Origin of the sequence: Paraeggerthella sp., from assembly GCF_048427265.1 — a bacterium.
Lineage (GTDB): Bacteria > Actinomycetota > Coriobacteriia > Coriobacteriales > Eggerthellaceae > Paraeggerthella > Paraeggerthella hominis.
In genome coordinates, this window is record NZ_DBFOSR010000084.1 from 1 (window position 1) to 17,684 (window position 17,684).

General features: G+C 62.6%; 17 protein-coding genes. 5 read left to right on the plus strand and 12 right to left on the minus strand.

Annotated elements, in window-relative coordinates; genetic code table 11:
* Positions 1-88: 88 nt before the first annotated feature.
* Positions 89-1,720 carry a hydroxylamine reductase gene (gene hcp, locus ACMNI9_RS07700; RefSeq protein WP_225749575.1) on the minus strand — a complete coding sequence of 544 codons (1,632 nt, stop codon included), beginning with the start codon at positions 1,718-1,720 and terminating at the stop codon, positions 89-91.
* Positions 1,721-1,871: 151 nt separating this feature from the next.
* On the opposite strand from hcp, the gene ACMNI9_RS07705 reads away from it, so the two are divergent.
* The 4 genes from ACMNI9_RS07705 to ACMNI9_RS07720 all read left to right on the plus strand — a co-directional run bounded on the left by ACMNI9_RS07705 (position 1,872) and on the right by ACMNI9_RS07720 (position 4,769).
* Positions 1,872-2,546 carry a Crp/Fnr family transcriptional regulator gene (locus ACMNI9_RS07705; protein ID WP_114566619.1) on the plus strand — a complete coding sequence of 225 codons (675 nt, stop codon included), beginning with the start codon at positions 1,872-1,874 and terminating at the stop codon, positions 2,544-2,546.
* Positions 2,543-3,181, plus strand: coding sequence for a cysteine hydrolase family protein (locus ACMNI9_RS07710; protein WP_216529195.1), 639 nt, complete (start codon positions 2,543-2,545; stop codon positions 3,179-3,181). The genes ACMNI9_RS07705 and ACMNI9_RS07710 overlap by 4 nt, the downstream gene beginning before the upstream one ends.
* Positions 3,182-3,195: 14 nt before the next feature.
* Positions 3,196-4,062 carry a TrmH family RNA methyltransferase gene (locus tag ACMNI9_RS07715; protein WP_216529194.1) on the plus strand — a complete coding sequence of 289 codons (867 nt, stop codon included), beginning with the start codon at positions 3,196-3,198 and terminating at the stop codon, positions 4,060-4,062.
* A 227-nt stretch (positions 4,063-4,289) separates the two neighbouring features.
* Complete coding sequence (locus tag ACMNI9_RS07720; protein WP_418831465.1) at positions 4,290-4,769, plus strand: rhodanese-like domain-containing protein; 480 nt, start codon at positions 4,290-4,292, stop codon at positions 4,767-4,769.
* Positions 4,770-5,045: 276 nt separating this feature from the next.
* Here the strand turns inward: ACMNI9_RS07720 and ACMNI9_RS07725 are convergent, their stop codons facing one another.
* From ACMNI9_RS07725 to ACMNI9_RS07770, 10 genes are all read right to left on the minus strand, one after another.
* A complete protein-coding gene (locus ACMNI9_RS07725; protein ID WP_114566622.1) occupies positions 5,046-5,477 on the minus strand; it encodes a universal stress protein in 432 nt (143 codons plus the stop codon).
* A 251-nt stretch (positions 5,478-5,728) separates the two neighbouring features.
* The gene (clpB, locus tag ACMNI9_RS07730) at positions 5,729-8,386 is read right to left on the minus strand and encodes an ATP-dependent chaperone ClpB (protein WP_225749577.1); all 2,658 of its coding nucleotides are present in this window, start codon (positions 8,384-8,386) and stop codon (positions 5,729-5,731) included.
* A 44-nt stretch (positions 8,387-8,430) separates the two neighbouring features.
* On the minus strand, positions 8,431-8,823 hold the full coding sequence (locus ACMNI9_RS07735) for a heat shock protein transcriptional repressor HspR (RefSeq protein ID WP_114566624.1): 393 nt from the start codon (positions 8,821-8,823) through the stop codon (positions 8,431-8,433).
* A complete protein-coding gene (locus ACMNI9_RS07740) occupies positions 8,820-9,770 on the minus strand; it encodes a DnaJ C-terminal domain-containing protein (protein ID WP_114566625.1) in 951 nt (316 codons plus the stop codon). Before ACMNI9_RS07740 ends, ACMNI9_RS07735 begins: the two co-directional genes overlap by 4 nt.
* Before the next feature lie 119 nt (positions 9,771-9,889).
* Complete coding sequence (locus ACMNI9_RS07745; protein WP_114566626.1) at positions 9,890-10,642, minus strand: nucleotide exchange factor GrpE; 753 nt, start codon at positions 10,640-10,642, stop codon at positions 9,890-9,892.
* A gap of 5 nt (positions 10,643-10,647) precedes the next feature.
* Entirely contained in the window at positions 10,648-12,558 is a 1,911-nt protein-coding gene (gene dnaK / locus ACMNI9_RS07750) for a molecular chaperone DnaK (protein WP_114566627.1), read from the minus strand.
* Positions 12,559-13,104: 546 nt separating this feature from the next.
* Positions 13,105-13,293 carry an ATP-binding protein gene (locus ACMNI9_RS07755; protein WP_114566628.1) on the minus strand — a complete coding sequence of 63 codons (189 nt, stop codon included), beginning with the start codon at positions 13,291-13,293 and terminating at the stop codon, positions 13,105-13,107.
* A 210-nt stretch (positions 13,294-13,503) separates the two neighbouring features.
* On the minus strand, positions 13,504-14,526 hold the full coding sequence (gene hypE, locus ACMNI9_RS07760; protein ID WP_216529193.1) for a hydrogenase expression/formation protein HypE: 1,023 nt from the start codon (positions 14,524-14,526) through the stop codon (positions 13,504-13,506).
* 8 nt (positions 14,527-14,534) lie between these two features.
* Positions 14,535-14,957, minus strand: coding sequence for a nickel-responsive transcriptional regulator NikR (gene nikR / locus ACMNI9_RS07765; RefSeq protein WP_114566630.1), 423 nt, complete (start codon positions 14,955-14,957; stop codon positions 14,535-14,537).
* 10 nt (positions 14,958-14,967) lie between these two features.
* On the minus strand, positions 14,968-15,222 hold the full coding sequence (locus ACMNI9_RS07770; RefSeq protein ID WP_114566631.1) for a dynein gamma chain protein: 255 nt from the start codon (positions 15,220-15,222) through the stop codon (positions 14,968-14,970).
* Positions 15,223-15,337: 115 nt separating this feature from the next.
* Between ACMNI9_RS07770 and ACMNI9_RS07775 the strand changes: the two genes are divergently transcribed.
* A complete protein-coding gene (locus ACMNI9_RS07775; protein ID WP_225749580.1) occupies positions 15,338-15,823 on the plus strand; it encodes a hypothetical protein in 486 nt (161 codons plus the stop codon).
* A gap of 132 nt (positions 15,824-15,955) precedes the next feature.
* On the opposite strand, the gene ACMNI9_RS07780 is transcribed toward ACMNI9_RS07775, so the two are convergent.
* Positions 15,956-17,368, minus strand: a complete 1,413-nt coding sequence (locus ACMNI9_RS07780) for a phosphoglucosamine mutase (protein ID WP_418831469.1) — start codon at positions 17,366-17,368, stop codon at positions 15,956-15,958.
* Positions 17,369-17,684 lie beyond the last annotated feature (316 nt).

Consider the following 17,684-nt stretch of genomic DNA (forward strand, 5'->3'; position numbering starts at 1 on the left):
ACGCGACGCGCGCCCCGCAAGCAATGCGGCCGGGGCTGCGCTCCAACAGCAGCAGCCCCGGCCGCGAAAGCCCTATGCCCTCACCTGCCTACGCCTTCAGAATCGCGGCAAGATCGTGCTCCGGATCGCCCACGGGATGCACGTCGAATTCGCGCACCAGCACGTCAAGCACGGCGGGAGAAACGAACGCCGGCAACGTCGGGCCCAGGTAGATGCCCTTGATCCCCAGGTGCAGCAGGGTCAACAGGATGCAGACGGCCTTCTGCTCGTACCACGACAGAACCAGCGTCAGCGGCAGATCGTTCACGCCGCACTCGAACGCCTCGGCCAGCGCCACGGCAACCTTGATCGCGCCGTACGCGTCGTTGCACTGCCCCATGTCCATAAGGCGCGGCAGGCCGCCGATAGATCCCAGGTCCAGATCGTTGAAGCGAAACTTCCCGCACGCAAGCGTCAGCACGATGCTGTCCTCGGGGGTCTTCTGCACGAACTCGCGGAAGTAGCTGCGCCCGGGGCGCGCGCCGTCGCATCCGCCCACCAGGAAGAAATGGCTGATAGCGCCCTGCTTCACCGCATCGACCACCGTGTCTGCAACTCCCAGGATAGTGCCGTGGCCAAACCCGGTCACAAGCGACGCGTCGGCGCCGGCGCTCTCCCCGCGCGAGCCTTCGATAGCTGCGAATACGCGCGGCTCGGCGAACCCGCCCAGCTCGAGCGCGCGCTCGATGACGGGGCCGAAGTCCTTGCTGCCATCTTCCGCAGCACCGATGTGCGCGGCACCCGGATACGCCACCACGCCGGTCGTGAATACGCGATCGGCATAGGAGGATGCCGGCGGCATGAGGCAGTTCGTGGTGAACAGGATGGGTGCGGGCAGCTCCGCAAACTCGTCGCGCTGGTTCTGCCAGGCCGTTCCCAGGTTCCCCTTGAGATGCGGATACTGCTTGAACAGCGGATACGCATGCGCGGGAAGCAGCTCTCCGTGCGTGTAGACGTTCACGCCGCGGCCAGCCGTCTGGTCGAGCAGCAGCTTCAAATCATGCAGGTCATGACCGGTTGCCACAATAAACGGACCCGCTTCCACCGTGCGCGACACGGTGGTGGGCTCGGGGGTGCCGAACGTTTGCGTGTTCGCCTGGTCGAGCAGCTCCATGCAGCGCAGATTCACTTCGCCTACCATGAGCGCCAGCGGCAGCAGCTCGTCGGCCTGCGCAACGGCAACCCCCTCAAGCCCCTCGTGCATGAACGAGGACACGGCTTCGTCCCGATACCCCAAAACCGCAGCATGATACGCATACGCGGCCATCCCGCGCAAGCCGAACAGCACAAGCGACCTGAGCGAGCGCACGTCTTCCAGATCATTCCAAACTTCACGCAAGTCCAGGTCGGGAGCCTGATCCATGCCCGCATCCGCAGCTATGAGCGCCTTCTGCGCGCGAGCGAGCCGTACAAGCGATTCCAGCTCCGCATCGTCGAAGTCCACGTTCGTCAACGTGGCGAACAGCCCTTCCATCACCAGATCGTCGGCCGCGCGGCGAGCATCGCCCGTCACGCCCGCCGCACGCACCGTACGCGCCAGGCCCACGAGCGCGCCCGTCAGCTCGTCTTGCACCTGGGCGGTGGAAGCTTGCTTGCCGCACGCTCCCGCAGCGCCCGTGCAACCGCTGCACCCTATGGTCTGCTCGCACTGGAAGCAAAACATTGCATTCGCATCCGTCATTGCTCTTCCTCTCTTTCGAGGGTCCGCGCCTCCCTCGGTCCGCAGCATGCGCCGCGAAACCAGAACGCGCTCGCCCGCTCTCGTCTTGCGTAGTTGCAACCCTACGACACAACCGCTATGCTTTCCGTTGTAATTCCAACAAAGGAGCACAATGGACCGCTACGCCCATCTGATCAACCGCTCGCCCCTGTTCCACGGCATCGATCCGCAGCACGTCGACTCCATGCTGCAATGCCTGGGCGCGCACCAGCGCAGCTACCCCAAAGGATCGGCCGTCTTTCGCATAGGAGACACCTCGTCGACCATGGGCTTGGTGCTGGAAGGGTCGGTTCGGCTCGAAAAAGAAGACTGGTGGGGAAACCGCAGCATCCTTGCATCCTTCGGTCCGGGGCAATCCTTCGGCGAGGTGTACGCCTGCGAGCAGGATCTTGCCTACGACATCAACGTAATAGCCGCCGAGGAAACAACGATCCTGTTCATGGACGTAGGCCGCGTTACCACCATGTGCCCCACCTCCTGCGCGTTCCACGCGCAGCTCATTCGCAACGTGCTGGGCGTGGTAGCGCGGCGAACGCATGCGCTCACCCGCAAGATCGAGCACACGTCCAAACGCACAACGCGGGCGAAACTCTTGTCGTATTTGTCCGACCAGGCCGAGATGGCCGGAGGGCATCGGTTCACCATCCCGTTTGACAGGCAAGAGCTGGCCGATTACCTGTCAATCGACCGCAGCGCCATGTGCGCCGAGCTTTCCCGCATGAAGCGGGAGGGCTTGATCGATTATCATAAAAGCCAATTCGAAATCACCCGAGGGAGCGCCCTATGATCAACCCCCGCACCGCCGCATTGCTGATCATCGACATGCAGCATGGATTCATCGACGCGTCATCGTCTTTGTGCGTAGCGGGCGCAGCCGCCACGGTGCCCGCCTGCGCCCGCGCGCTGGATGCGGCCAGGCGCAGGGGGATGCCCGTGTTTCACGTGGTGCGCTCGTACGCCGAAGACGGATCGGACGTGGAAGCCTGCCGACACGAAGCGTGGGCCGAAGGCGGCAAGCCGGTATCGACCGCATGCGCAAGCCCGCGCTCGCTTGAGGAACCGGCGCCGCTCGCGCCGCAACCGGGCGACCGCGTGCTGGTGAAGCCGCGCTTCTCGGCGTTCTTCAACACGTCGCTCGACCTGACGCTCAGAAGGCTGGGCATCACCACCGTGGTCCTCACGGGCACCACCACGCCGAACTGCATCCGGACCAGCTGCTACGACGCGCTGTCGCTCGACTACAACGTGGTGGTCGTGGAGGACTGCACGTCATCGCGCTCCCCCGCCGTGCAAGCGGCCAACATCCAGGACATGGCCCACATCGGGGCGCACATCATGACGTGCGAGGAGTTCTGCGACCGCGGCTTGGCCGACGTTCGCGACACGGCAGCCAACGCGCGCGCAGCGCAGCGCAACGCTTAAGGAAGAAGGTACCCATGCCCCTGCTAGAGATCGACGTGCTCGAAGACCCCCGGCTCGACGCGTACGCGCGCCTGACCGAAGCGCAGCTGCGCAGCAAGCTCGAACCCGAGAAAGGCATATTCATCGCCGAGTCGGGAAAGGTCATCGAGCGAGCGCTCGAAGCCGGCTTGGAGCCGCTGTCGATGCTCATGGAGGCGAAATGGGTTCCCGCTTTGCAGCCCGTCATCGATCGCATCGCCCTCGATCACCCCGAGGTGCCCGTGTTCGTCGCACCGCACGACGAGCTGGCGAAACTCACCGGCTTCGAGCTGACCCGCGGCGCGCTGGCCGCCTTCCGTCGCCCCAAGCCGCGCAGCGTTGCCGACGTAGTTGCCAACGCTCGGCGCATCGCGGTGCTCGAAGACATTACGAACCACACCAACGTGGGAGCCATCTTCCGCTCCGCCGCAGCGCTGAACTTAGATGCGGTGCTGGTCACGCCCTCGTGCTACGACCCGCTGTACCGGCGCGCCGTGCGCGTTTCTATGGGAACCGTGTTCCAAGTACCTTGGACCCGCATCGGAGACGATGACGCCGCCCGAGCAACGGGCCACAGCACCTGGGCGGAAGAGGGCGTCCCCCTGCTGCACAGTTTGGGCTTCAAAACGGCCGCCATGGCTCTTTCCGACGATTCCGTATCGCTTGACGACCCCGCTCTTGCCACCGAGGAAAAGCTGGCCATCGTGCTGGGAACGGAAGGCGACGGCCTTTCCCGCAGCACCATCGCACGCTGCGACTACACGGTGCGCATCCCCATGGCCCATGGCGTGGATTCGCTCAACGTAGCTGCGGCGAGCGCGGTAGCCTTCTGGGAGCTGCGCGCACGTCCGTCGGCGCGCTAAGGCCAACGACGAGCCGCAAGCCGCATCGCCAGCACCGCGCCAGCCGGGGATCGCCCGCGCGACAACCGCTCAAGCATAGGAATCGCTCGGCCGCCGCAAACGAAAGCATGCGGCACCTATGAATTCCATAGTCATTCGCTATTGTTTTATTGACTCCCCAATCTGTACTTGCTAAAGTTACAGTTATTGCACGTACATACTGTACCGGCAGATAAGGAGCAAGGACCGTGAACCTTCGAACGAAACGCCTCGGCCTGGCACTGAGCCTTGCCGTCCTTGCAACAGCAGGGCTGCTGGCGCTTGCCGCCTGCTCGAACCCGTCGTCAACCCAGGAAGGAACAAGCATGGAGCGCACGAGCGAATCCGACGCATCATCCAACGCGCATCGAACCATAGATTCCATCGAGGCCCAAGGCTTGATCGAGCAAGGAGGCGTCACCGTAGTCGACGTGCGCACACCAAAGGAATACGCCGAACGACACATCCCCGGTGCCATCAACATTCCCGTTGAGACCATCGGCGACCAGCAACCCGCCGAGCTGACGGACCCGGATGCCGAGCTGCTGATCTATTGCCGCTCGGGAGTGCGCAGCAGGCAGGCCGCCGAGAAGCTGGTATCGCTGGGGTACAAAAACGTAACCGACATGGGAGGCATCATCGACTGGCACGGGGAAACAGTTGCAGGTTCCCAACCGAACGGCAGCTAGATTCCAAGGTTACAGGTTCGCCTTGCAGGGCCGTGCGCGTCCCGCTCAAGCAGACACGTGGACGGGTATGGGCAAACTGTTCCGCACGACCAGCTGCGGGAAGCGCACGGCCCTGCAAGGCGAACCTAATGCCCGAGCCCATGATCCTGAACCACAGGATTGCGCCGCAACGCCACCGACGCATGGCGAGTGCCGACCCGCCATGCACGAGCCACAAAAAAACGTGCGGACGGGGCAAGCCGTCCGCACGTTGGCGAATCCATGCAAGACGTGCGCTTACTTTGCAACCAGCACCGGAATCTTGGAGCCGTGCAGTATTTTGTGACTCACGCTGCCCAAGTACTCTTTAAGGCCGCTCAAACCGCGATTTCCCACAACCACCAGGTCGTACTCGCGCTGATCGACCAGTTTGAGAATTTCGGTGGCAGGGTTCGTGCCCGTCAGCAACAAGGAGTCGATGCGAGCCGCCACATCCTCGCGCACGTCCGCAACCGCTTCGGCAAGCAAGTCTTCCCCGTCGGAAATCATCATGTCGAGAATCTCTTTGAAGCTGGCCATCTGGCTCTCGTCCAGCAACGGGATGGGAACGACGTACGCGATGTCGATATGCACCGCGGGATTGACTTCGGCCAAGCTGACGGCCATATCCAGAGCGCGGCGTCCGCCCTCGGATTCGTCGAACGCAACAAGCAGGTTGTTCACAGCCATAATCGGCCCCCTTTCGGTCGCGGCAGGCCCTGAGCCCACCGCCTCTGCTTCCCCTTCAGTATAAGACTTTTTCCCTACTCTGACCACGGAAAACAGGTAACGTGAGCGTAGCGAAAGCAATTCGGGAAATCCGCCCGCTCCCCCACCTTGCCGCCCTGCTCCCAACCTTCGTCCCGCTGCCCCGACCGGCCCTGCAACCGCGAAGGGCCCGGCAATGCCGGGCCCTTCGCTCGTTCGCATGAAAAGATACGCTAGTCGATAGGCGTCGCATCCAAGGTCAAGCTGTCGAAGTCCAGGGGATCTTCAACCGTGCATTCGTAGTTGCCGTCCTGGTCGATGCCGATCAGCACGTGGCTGCGGTCGCGCAGATTGCCCTCGACCACCTTTTGCGCGATACGGTCCACGATCTCGCGCTGGATGAGGCGCTTGAGCGGGCGCGCTCCGAAGATGGGATCGTAACCGTCGATGGACAAGTGCTCCATCGCGGCAGGCGTCACATCGAGCGTGATGCGACGATCCGCCAAACGCGCGCGCACTTCCTCAAGCTGCAGATCGACGATAGGCTCGATGTTCGTCATGTTGAGCGCGTTGAACACCACCACGTCGTCGATACGGTTGATGAACTCGGGCCTAAACGTCGCGCGCAGCGCGCCGTCGATGGCCTGCTTCATGGCCTTCTCGTCGCCATGCTCGGCAAATTCGCGAATGAACTGCGACCCCACGTTGCTGGTCATGATGATGATCGAGTTCTTGAACGACACCACGCGGCCCTGCCCGTCCGTCAAGCGGCCGTCATCGAGCACCTGCAGCAAGATGTTGAACACGTCCGGGTGGGCCTTTTCGATCTCGTCCAGCAAAATGACGCTGTACGGCTTGCGGCGCACGGCCTCGGTCAATTGGCCGCCTTCGTCGTAGCCCACGTATCCCGGAGGCGCGCCGATCAAGCGCTGCACGCTGAACTTCTCCATGTACTCGGACATGTCGATGCGCACCATGGCCTTCTCGCTGTCGAACAGGTATTCCGCCAGCGCCTTGGCCAGCTCCGTCTTGCCCACGCCCGTCGGGCCCAGGAACAGGAAGCTGCCGATGGGACGATCCGGGTCGGACAGGCCCGCGCGGTTGCGTCGAATAGCGCCGGCAACCGAGGACACGGCCTCGTCCTGGCCCACCACGCGCTCGTGCAGCTTATCCTCAAGGTCGACCAGCTTCGCCATTTCGCCCTGCATCATCTTCTGCACGGGGATGCCGGTCCAGGTGGACACCACTTCGGCAATCTCGTCGTCGGAGACTTCCTCTTTCAGGATAGCCCCGTCCTGCTGCTTGACGTTGAGCGCTTCCTCGGCGGCATGCAGCTGCTGCTGCAATGCGGGAATGCGCGCGTAGCGAATTTCGGATGCCTTCACTAGATCGCCCTCGCGCGTGGCGCGCTCCTCTTCAAGCTGGGCGCCTTCCAGCTCCAGCTTGAGGTTCTGCACGCTCTCGATCGCGTCCTTCTCGTTCTGCCATTCGGCCTTGCGCTTGTCCAAGTCCTCACGAGCCGACGCGATTTCACGACGCAGCACGTCAAGACGCTCGCGGGAAGCCTCGTCGCTCTCCTTCATGAGCGCCTGCTCCTCGATCTGCATCTGCGTGAGCTTGCGCTCGGCAGCGTCGACCTCTTCCGGCATGGAGTCGATCTCGATGCGCAGGCGGCTGGCAGCCTCGTCCATGAGGTCGATGGCCTTGTCAGGCAGGAATCGATCGGAGATATAGCGGTTCGAAAGCTCGGCCGCGGCAACGATGGCGCTATCGGTGATGCGCACGCCGTGATGGATCTCGTACTTTTCCTTAAGGCCGCGCAGGATAGCGATGGTGTCCTCGACCGTAGGCTCGCTGACCAGCACTGGCTGGAAACGACGCTCCAAAGCGGCGTCCTTCTCGATGTACTTGCGGTACTCGTCAAGCGTGGTCGCGCCAATCGCGTGCAGCTCGCCGCGGGCGAGTGCGGGCTTCAGCATGTTGCCCGCGTCCATGGAACTGTCGCCCGTGGAACCGGCGCCCACGATGGTGTGCAGCTCGTCGATGAACAGGATGATGCGGCCTTCACTCTGCTTGACTTCGCGCAGCACGGCCTTCAAGCGATCCTCGAACTCGCCGCGGTACTTGGCACCGGCCAGCATCGCGCTCAGGTCCAGCGTGATGATGTCGCGATCCTTCAAGCTGGAGGGGACATCCCCTGCCACGATGCGCTGCGCCAGACCTTCGACGATGGCCGTTTTGCCCGTTCCCGGCTCGCCGATGAGCACGGGGTTGTTCTTCGTACGGCGGCTCAGCACCTGTACAGTGCGGCGGATTTCCTCGGCGCGGCCGATCACCGGGTCCAGCTTGCCTTCGCGCGCCTGCTGGGTCAGGTTCTGGCCGTACTGCTCCAACGCCTCGAACTGCACTTTATTCTGCTGGTCGGTCACGCGCGTGTCGCCGCGCAGCTCATCGTAGGCGGCTTCGATGGTCTTGCGCGTTACGCCCGCCACGCTCAAAACCTTGCCCGCCGCGCCCTTGTCTTCAGACAGGGCAATCAGCAGGTGCTCGCTTGTAGCGTAGCTGTCTCCCAGCTTTTCGGCCACCTTCACCGCATTGTCGATCACGCCCAGCAAAGCGGGACCGGGAATGCCGCTCATCATCATGTTGTTGTTGGAGCTGACCTTCGGCATGCGCTGAATCTCGGCATCCACGTTGGCAAGCAGCTGGAAAGGCTCCGCGCCAATGCGCTTGATGATGGCGGACAGATTGTTTTCTTTCGATTCGAGCAATGCCTTCAGCATGTGGATCGGTTCCGCCTGGGAGGCCTCGGCTTCAGAAGCGATCACGATCGTCTGCTGAAGCGCCTCCTGCGCGCTGAGGGCCAGCTTGTTCAAGTTGCCCATGTTCATATACGTTCCTCCTTCGCTTTCGTCTATGGCAAAAGCAGGTCTAGCTAGGGTAGCTGTCGAAACGAGGGCGGCAGGTCGGAAACGCGCACCAGGGCGCTGACGCTCTCGCGCGTTTCCAGCTCGTGCACGCGGTCGGCCAAGCGGCGAACGCGTTTGTGCAGGTCGTCAAGTTCGTTGTCGCGTTCGTCAAGGCGCCCCTGCAAATCCAGAATGCGGATGACGCCTGCCAAGTTGATGCCCTCGCCCGTCAGCTCGTTAATAAGCTCCAGGCGTTCGATGTCCGCTTGCGAGTACATGCGGGTGTTGCCGCTGGTGCGCTGCGGAGACACGAGACCCTTCTGCTCGTACGCACGCAAGGTCTGGGGATGCACGCCAGCCAGCTGCGCGGCCACGCTGATCATGTACAGCGGGCGGTTGCGGTCGGTACGTTCGCTCATTGCGCCCAGCTCCTCACGTCTTCCGTTGTCGCAGCCAGGTAATCTTCCATAGCCTTCTTCTGGCCTTCGTTCATTTCCTTCGGAACCAGCACCTTGACGGCAATTTTCAGATCGCCCGAGCCCTCGCCCTTCACCTTGGGAGCGCCCTTGCCGCGCACGGTCAGAACGGTGTCGTCCTGCGTGCCGGCGGGAACCTTCACGCGCACCTTCGTGCCGTCAGGCGTGGGAACCACCACGCTCGCGCCCAGCGCCGCCTCGGCCACGCTTACCGGCACGTCCATGAGCACGTCGGCGCCCTTGCGGCTGTAGTAGGGATGCTCGTCGATCTTGGTGGTGATCAGCAAGTCGCCCGATGCGCCGCCGTTTTCGCCCGGACCGCCCTTGCCCTTGAAGCGCAGACGACCGCCGTCGACGGCGCCGGCCGGAATCTTCACCGTCAAGGTTTCCGATTCGCCGCGGCCCGGAACGCGCACGGTCACGCGCTTCTCGGCACCCGAAAACGCCTCGTCGAACGTCACGTTCAACGTCACGTTCATGTCCTGGCCCTTGCGCGGGCGCGGCTGGCGGGCGCCGCCGAAACCGGAGCCGTTGAAGTCCCAATCGGAACCGAAGGCCCCTTCTCCGTGGCGAATGCTCTCCAGAATATCGGCCCAGCTGCCGAAGCCACCCGCGCCGCCGCCGAAGATGTCTTCGACGTTCACGGCACCGCCGCCCCAGCCTTGGGGAATATGGTTCTCGTTTGCCGTGCCGTACTGGTCGTACAGCTTGCGCTTCTTGTCGTCGGAAAGAACCTCGTACGCCTCGTTGATCTCCTTGAACTTCGCTTCGTCGCCGCCGGCGTCGGGATGGTGCGTTCGTGCCAGCTTGCGGAACGCCTTCTTTATCTCATCGGCCGTCGCCGTGCGTGGAACGCCCAGCGTCTTGTAATAGTCGGGAGTGGCCGACATGCGCTCCACCTTCCTTTCAATGTGAGGAGGCCCACGACATCGCGCCGAAGCCTCGCTGTTACCTGTTCATCATTAAGCAAAAGCGGGCTACCGTATGGTGTCGCCCGCTTACCGTTGCTTTACTTCTTTTCCGCGTCTTCCTGCGGCTTTTCGCGTTTTGGTCCGCCGGTGGTAACGGTCACCATTGCGGGTCTCAAGACCTTTGATCCCATCTTGTAACCCTTTTGGTACACTTCGCTCACCGTTTCGTCGGGGACGCTTGCGTCATCGACCGTGGCAACCGCCTGGGCTTCCAGCGCATCAAACGCCTCGCCCGCCGGATCGATAACCTGCACGCCGTCCTTCGTCAGCACGCCGACGAACTTCGCATGCACCGCCTTCACGCCGTCGAACAGTCCTGTTTCACCGTTCTTGGCTGCGTAGTCGATAGTGCGCTCGAAGTCGTCGATGACGGGGATCAGCCCGGAAACAAGCTTCTCCGTAGCGCGCGCTTTCTCGACTTCGCGCTGCTCGGTCGTGCGGCGACGGTACGTATCCCACTCGGCATGCAAGCGCATGAACTTGTCCTGCCACTCGCGCGCTTCCGCCTGGGCCTGGGCGACCAGCTCGTCGTTGGTCGGCTGGGCTTCCGCAGCAGCCTCGGCGCCTTCGGCCGAAGCCGCTCCAGGGGCGCCGCCCTCGGCCGATCCTTGCGGATCGACCGGGACAGCATCGGCCACGGCGTCGGAAGAGGAGGGGGCGCCGTCGCCCGCGTTGGCATCGCGTCCCTGCTGCTGAGACTCCTCGGCAGCAGCGCGAACGTCTTCAATGGGGATCTGCTTGCCTTCGCCTTGCGCCGCGCGCGCCGGCGAGGGTGTGCTCGGCTGGGCCATGGCGATTACTTCCCTTCCTTCGTGTCGTCGTCTTCGACAACCTCGTAGTCAGCTTCAATGGTGTCGTCGGCAGGAGCCGTCTCAGCGGCAGCCGCACCGGCACCGGCAGCGGCGCCCTCGGTGGAGTACACAACCTCGGCCAGCTTGTACCCGGCCTGCTGCATCTTCTCGGTCGCAGCCTTGATGGCATCCATATCGGAGCCCTCCAGAGCCGTCTTCGCCTCGGCGATGGCCTCTTCGGCAGCAGCCTTCACGTCAGCCGGAGCCTTGTCGCCCACTTCGGCCAGCGTCTGCTCGGTGGCGTTCACCAAAGCGTCGGCGTTGTTGCGGATCTCGACTTCTTCCTTGCGCTTCCTGTCCTCTTCAGCATGCTGCTCGGCATCCTTCACCATGCGCTCGACCTCGTCGTCGTTCAGCGCGGTGGAACCGGAGATGGTGATCTGCTGCTGCTTGCCGGTGCCCAGGTCCTTGGCCGACACGTTCACGATGCCGTTGGCGTCGATGTCGAACGTAACCTCGATCTGAGGCACGCCGCGACGAGCCGCGGGGATGCCGGTCAGCTGGAACTTGCCCAGCGTCTTGTTGTCGCCCGCCATCTGACGCTCGCCCTGCAGGACGTGGACCTCGACCGACGTCTGGTTATCCGACGCAGTGGAGTAGATCTCGGTCTTGCGGGTCGGGATGGTGGTGTTGCGGTCGATCATCTTGGTCATCACGCCGCCCATGGTCTCGACGCCCAGCGAAAGCGGGGTCACGTCCAGCAGCAGGATGCCCTCGACGTCGCCAGCCAGCACGCCGCCCTGGACGGCAGCACCCATGGCCACGACCTCGTCCGGGTTCACGGACATGTTCGGGTCCTTGCCGGTGAGCTTCTTCACGATGTCCTGCACGGCGGGCATACGGGTGGAGCCGCCCACCAGGATGACCTCGTCAAGGTCGCCGGACTTGAGGCCCGCGTCCTTGAGCGCGCGCTCGACAGGGGTGCGAACGCGATCCAGCAGGTCCTTCGTGATGCGCTCGAACTCAGCGCGGGTCAACGTGTAGTCCAGGTGCTTCGGACCGGACGCGTCAGCCGTGATGAAGGGCAGGTTGATGTTGGCCTGCGTGGTGGAGGACAGTTCCATCTTCGCTTTCTCGGCGGCTTCCTTCAGACGCTGCAGAGCCATCTTGTCGGCACGCAGGTCAATGCCGTTTTCAGCCTTGAACTTGTCAGCCATCCAGTCGATGACGCGCTGGTCCCAGTCGTCGCCGCCCAGGTGGTTGTCGCCTGCGGTAGCCGCAACCTCGAACACGCCGTCGCCCAGCTCGAGGATGGATACGTCAAACGTGCCGCCGCCCAGATCGAAGACGAGGATCTTCTCGTCCTTGTTGGTCTTGTCAAGGCCGTAGGCCAGCGCAGCGGCCGTCGGCTCGTTGATGATGCGAAGCACTTCGAGGCCCGCGATCTTGCCGGCATCCTTGGTGGCCTGGCGCTGAGCGTCGTTGAAGTACGCGGGAACCGTGATGACCGCCTGGGTCACCGGGCCGCCCAGCTGCTTCTCGGCGTCGTTCTTGAGCTTCTGCAGAACCATGGCGGAGATTTCCTCCGGCGTGTAGTCCTTGCCGTCGATGTCGACGACCGCACGACCGTCCTTGCCCTTCTGGACCTTGTAGCTGACGGTCTTCTGCTCTTCGCCCGTCTCGTTGAAGGAACGGCCGATGAAGCGCTTCACGGATGCAACCGTGTTCTCGGGATTGGTGACGGCCTGGTTCTTCGCGGCCTTGCCCACCACGCGCTCGCCGTCCTTGCGGAAGCCTTCGACGGACGGCGTGGTACGGTCGCCCTCGGCGTTGACGAGGATTTCGGGCTCGGAACCCTCCATCACGGCCATGGCGGAGTTCGTGGTGCCCAAGTCGATGCCTAGAATCTTACCCATTATCATGCTTCCTCTCTGTTGGAGTTTGTAACCAATGTTCACGTGTCAGCAGTTGTTGTATTCGCATGCAATGCGCGCTCGGGAGCGCACGGTCGTCAGCAAGGACCAAGCAAAAGGTGCTGCCTCGACGCTCAATCCGCTTTCGATGTTTTGGAATATATAATCTAAGTCTTTGGTTGTCAAGTTAGTTACCAATTTGTCACACAAGTTATTTCAACACGCCAACTATAGACACCGCAGCAACTCCTTCAGGGGCAATTCGGCACTTGTTACGCAGCATGCACGCACCTGTTGCAAGGCCGACGCTTCCGACAGGTTCACAAGACCGCGGACCAGCCCGCGAAACAACGGCGCGGCCCGCGCAAGAATGAAAAGCCGGGCGCGAAGCGGCGGCAGCACCGGCGGCCAGAAGCACCGGGGCAACCGGATGAAGGCCCGCCGATCGAAAGCGTTGCGCGGCTAGCTCCGAACGCAAAAAAGCTCCCGCCTCCTGCGAAGGAGACGGGAGCTTCAAATTCGCTCAAGCGAGCAGTCCGAGTGAGGAAGTTACTCTTCGACAACCTCGGGAATGGCGCCCATGGGGCACTCTTCAACGCAATCGCCGCATGCGATGCAGGCGTCCTCGTTCACGACCTCAGCGACGCCGCCAACGACTTCGAGCACTTCCTGCGGGCACGCATCGACGCAGATGCCGCAGCCGATGCACTCATCGGCTTCGATAACCGGGTGAGCCATGATAACACTCCTTCTCGTCTTTAAAGCAACCCAGCGCCAAGGCCGGAGGGCTTCCCCAAAACTTCATGCCCGCAAGATACCATTATTCCCGCCGATTGCAAGAAAAAATGGTGAAATTCTCAGGGTGCGGCGCGAAAAGCGCCGTCGATTTACCATCGACAACCGCGCGGCGCTTTCAAGTCCCGCTTCAACAAGAACGGCTTCGAATATCTAGCAAATTCTGGGCAGTTGTTCCCCCACCAGCATGTCGAGGATGCGCGTGCCGCCGAAAGCCGTGCGCAAGAACACCTTGGAGCCGCGTTCCGGCTGCGCAGCGGAAACCTCTCCGATCATGGCGGCGTCGGCACCGTAGCGGTTCGCACGCATGGCAGCCAACGCGGCTTCGGCCTGATCGGCGGCTACCACGCACACCATTTTGCCCTCGTTCGCCACCTGAAGCACGTCGTAACCCAGCATGTCGCACGCGCCCTGTACGGCAGGCTTTACGGGAACGGCATCCTCTTCGATCGTGATGTCGGTCCCCGACTGCGCCGCAAGCTCGTTCAGAGTAGACGCCAAACCGCCGCGCGTAGGGTCGCGGAAGCAGCGCGTAGAAGGAGCCGCCGCAAGCACGTCGGCGATCAAATGGTTGAGGGGCGCGGCGTCGCTTTCCAGGTCGGCCGAGAACGAAAGAGATTCGCGACAGCTCATGATGGTGATGCCGTGATCGCCCAAGGTTCCCGTGACCAGCACTTTATCGCCAGGCTGGCACCGCGACCCGCCTAGGTCGATGCCTTCGGAAAGCGTGCCCACGCCCGAGGTGTTGATGTACACCCCATCGCCATGACCGCGGTTGACCACCTTCGTGTCGCCGGTGACCAGCGCAACGCCCGCTTCGCGAGCGCATTCGGCCATCGATGCGCAAATGCGCTTCAAATCCTCGATGGGAAATCCCTCTTCCAGCACGAATCCGCAGCTCAGATAGCGTGGCGTTGCGCCGCTTGTAGCCACATCGTTCACCGTGCCGCACACGGCCAAACGACCGATATCGCCGCCGGGGAAAAAATGCGGAGTAACCACGAAGCTGTCGGTCGAAAACGCCAAGCGCTCGCCCGGAGCAGGGGCGGGCAGCACCGCCGCATCGTCACCGCGCAACAGCTCGTCTCCGGCGTACGCCGCGAAGAAAACTTCGTCTATGATGCGTTTCATCATGGTACCGCCACTGCCGTGGCCCAACATGACCGTCGTGTCCATACTGCTCCCTACATATACTGCCCGGTCGTAGTTACGACCAGACGACCGTTCTGCACGCCCTTCGTGCCCAGAATAAGGTTCGCGATATCCTGCACCAAGCCTGTTTCACCGCGCACCACGATGACCTCCAGGCAATTGTGCGCATCCAGATGGACGTGCATCGAGGAAACGATTTCCTGAAAATACTCGTGCTGGATGGCGTGCAGCTTCTCTTGCAAATCGCTTGCATGGTGATCGAACACGATGGTGATCGTGCCCACCACCTCAACGCCGGGCGTGGAGCATTCGTCTTCCACCAGCGCATCCCGCACCAAGTCGCGCACGACTTCGCTGCGGTTCTTCGCCAGGCCGCGACGCGCTACCAGCTGGTCGAATCGAACAAGCAAATCCTCGGGCATTGCAACCGAGAACCGCATGAGATCATTGCCCATGGATGCCCGCTTACACCAGGCTGACGGTAACGCCGCCCGCCGACTCGGCGTCGTCCTCAAGGGCGTCCTTGGCCTCGTCGAGCAGCGCGCGCACATCGTCGAGCAGTGCCTGCGCCGCGTGCAGCTTCTCGCTGACAGTAGCGTAGCCGGCATCGCCCGCCGTATGCCCAAGGGAGTGCGCCCAACGGCGCTCCAGCTTAATATGGTCGTCGATCTGGTCGATCATCTGCTCGAACTGACCCGTGTTGATACCGTTCGTGCACATAGCGAGCCTCCTTTATCGTACGGCAACCGCCCCTTGCAGGAAGCGCGGCGCAGCTGCCCGTTTCTTGCTATCATGATTGTTATACGGCGAACCAGAATGGACCGCAAGGGACAGTGTGAAAAAATCTGCAAACGGTAACATGTACGAGGTCGCATTGGATGAAGCGTGGGAGCTGTTCGGAGCCCACCTGAGCGGCGCGCGCTCGGGGCTCGTGTGCGTGCTGAGCACGCAACAGCTTGACGAGCGCAGTCGCAATGCGCTGAACAGCTCCGCCGCAGCCCTCGGGTACGGGCGCGATGCCTGCCTGTTCGCAACGTTAGCCCCCGAGGGAACGCCCCTTGACAGCCAAGCGCTGTTTTTGCTGATCGAAGGCGTGGACCCGCTCTGCCTTGTCGCAACCGACGAGGCCGCTCTTAAGGCGCTTTGCGAGACGTACCGATGCAAAGCCGTTCCGGGAAAAGCGAGCCGCGTTTTCGGACGCACCTGCGTGGCGTTCCGGTCGTTTTCCCGCATGCTCGACGACGGCCAAGAAAAACAAGTGGCCTGGGCCCTGCTCAAGAAGCTTCCCAAACGGGGCGACGCAAAAGGGCGGGACCGGTAAAGCCGAGCGAGGCGGAGGGGCTACGTCACCGACCTTGCCCCTCCGCCCTATCTCGTCTTACCGGTCCCGCTTCCCATCGGGAGAGCCGGCCGAAGCCGGCCCTCCTTGCAACGCGAAACGCGTCCTCGAAAATTAAGCCGTCACCACTTCCGCAGCAGCAGCAAGAAGATCGCGCACCTCGTCCACGGTTTCGGCTTCGGCGTAAATGCGCACGAGCGGCTCGGTGCCGGAGGGGCGCATCATCACCCATGCATCGCCTTCCAGGTAAAACTTCACGCCGTCGCGACGATCGACATCGACGACCTTTTTCCCGCACACGTTTTCGGGTGCGTAGCTCGGCACGATGTTCGCGCGGAAATTCGCCATCTGCTCGTCGGTGATGGCAAGGCCCTGGCGCTCGAACTCCAGCTTGCCCACCTTCTGGAACATGTCGTCCACCAGCTGACCCAGGCTCATGCCGCGCTGCGCCATGGTTTCACACAGCAGCAACGCCATGAGCAGGCCGTCGCGCTCCATGACGTGGCCGGGAATGCCGATGCCGCCGGACTCCTCGCCGCCCAGCATGACGTCGCCCTTCTCCATCTCGGCGTAAATCCACTTGAAGCCCACGGGCGTGCTGGTCAGCTCCAGGCCCAAGCGCTTGCACTGGCGAGCCAGCATGGCCGACGCCGTGATGGTGGACACAACGCGGCCGGAAAGGCCCTTGTCCTCGGCCAGATGCGACGTGATCAGCGTGATGATGCGGTGCGGGTTCACAAAATTGCCGTGCTCGTCCACCGCGCCGATACGATCGGCATCGCCGTCGTTGATAAAGCCGGCATCGTAGCCCAGTTCGGGAACCTTCGCCAAGCAGCGGTCAACCCAGGGCGGAATGGGCTCGGGGTGCAGCCCGTCGAACGTGGGATCCTCGGCATTGTTGATCTCGCACACCTCAACGCCCAGATCGCGCAGCAGATTCGCCAAGTACAGGCGACCCGCTCCGTACAGCGGGTCCACCACCACGCGCAAGTTGGCGCTGCGGATAGCCTCGACGTCAACGCGCTCTTTCAGCGTAGCCAGGTACGGCGTCATGAGATCCACCGTCTCATACGTTCCGCGAGCTTCAAGAGGCTCGTCGACGAACGCCGCCTCCACGCGATCGGTGAAGTCCTTGCCCGCCGCGCCGCCGTCGGCCATACGCAACTTGACGCCCAGGTATTCAGCCGGGTTGTGACTGCTGGTGAGCATGATGCCGCCCACCGCGTCGGCGTCCTGCGCCACGGACCAGCACAGCGTGGGCGTGGGGCAGTAATCCTGCGTCAGCTTGACCGCAAAGCCCTGCGTCGCAGCAACCTCGGCCGCCAACTGCGCGTAGGCATGCGCATCCTGACGGCAATCATGACCGACGATCAACGTGCCCGGCGCGTCAGCCGGTCGGCCGGCCGCCACCGCGTCTTCCTTGAACATACGAGCGGCCGCGTCCACGACGCGCACCAGGTTATCGCTCGTGAAGTCTTCGCCGATGATAGCGCGCCATCCATCGGTGCCGAAGTGAATGTCTGCCACGAAACTTCCTTTCCTTATGGGTGCCGAAGCGCAAAGCGCCCGGCCACGTGCAAGGCATACTGCTGTTCATTATAGACAAATCGGCATCGATCGGACCAAGCCAACGCAAAAGAGGCGGATGAGAAGGCGCTGCTGCTTCGAGGAACTGCTTCGCGGCGGCGGGATTTGGCCGGCCAGCCGCCCCGGCCCAAACGCAAGCGCAGACCGCGGGGGAGGCGGTCTGCGCTTGGACGAGTGAAACGAGGAAACCGGAGAAGTTGGTCGTTTCATCACGTAGTACTTTAACGGCAATATTATCCTTTGTCAAGGATAATAT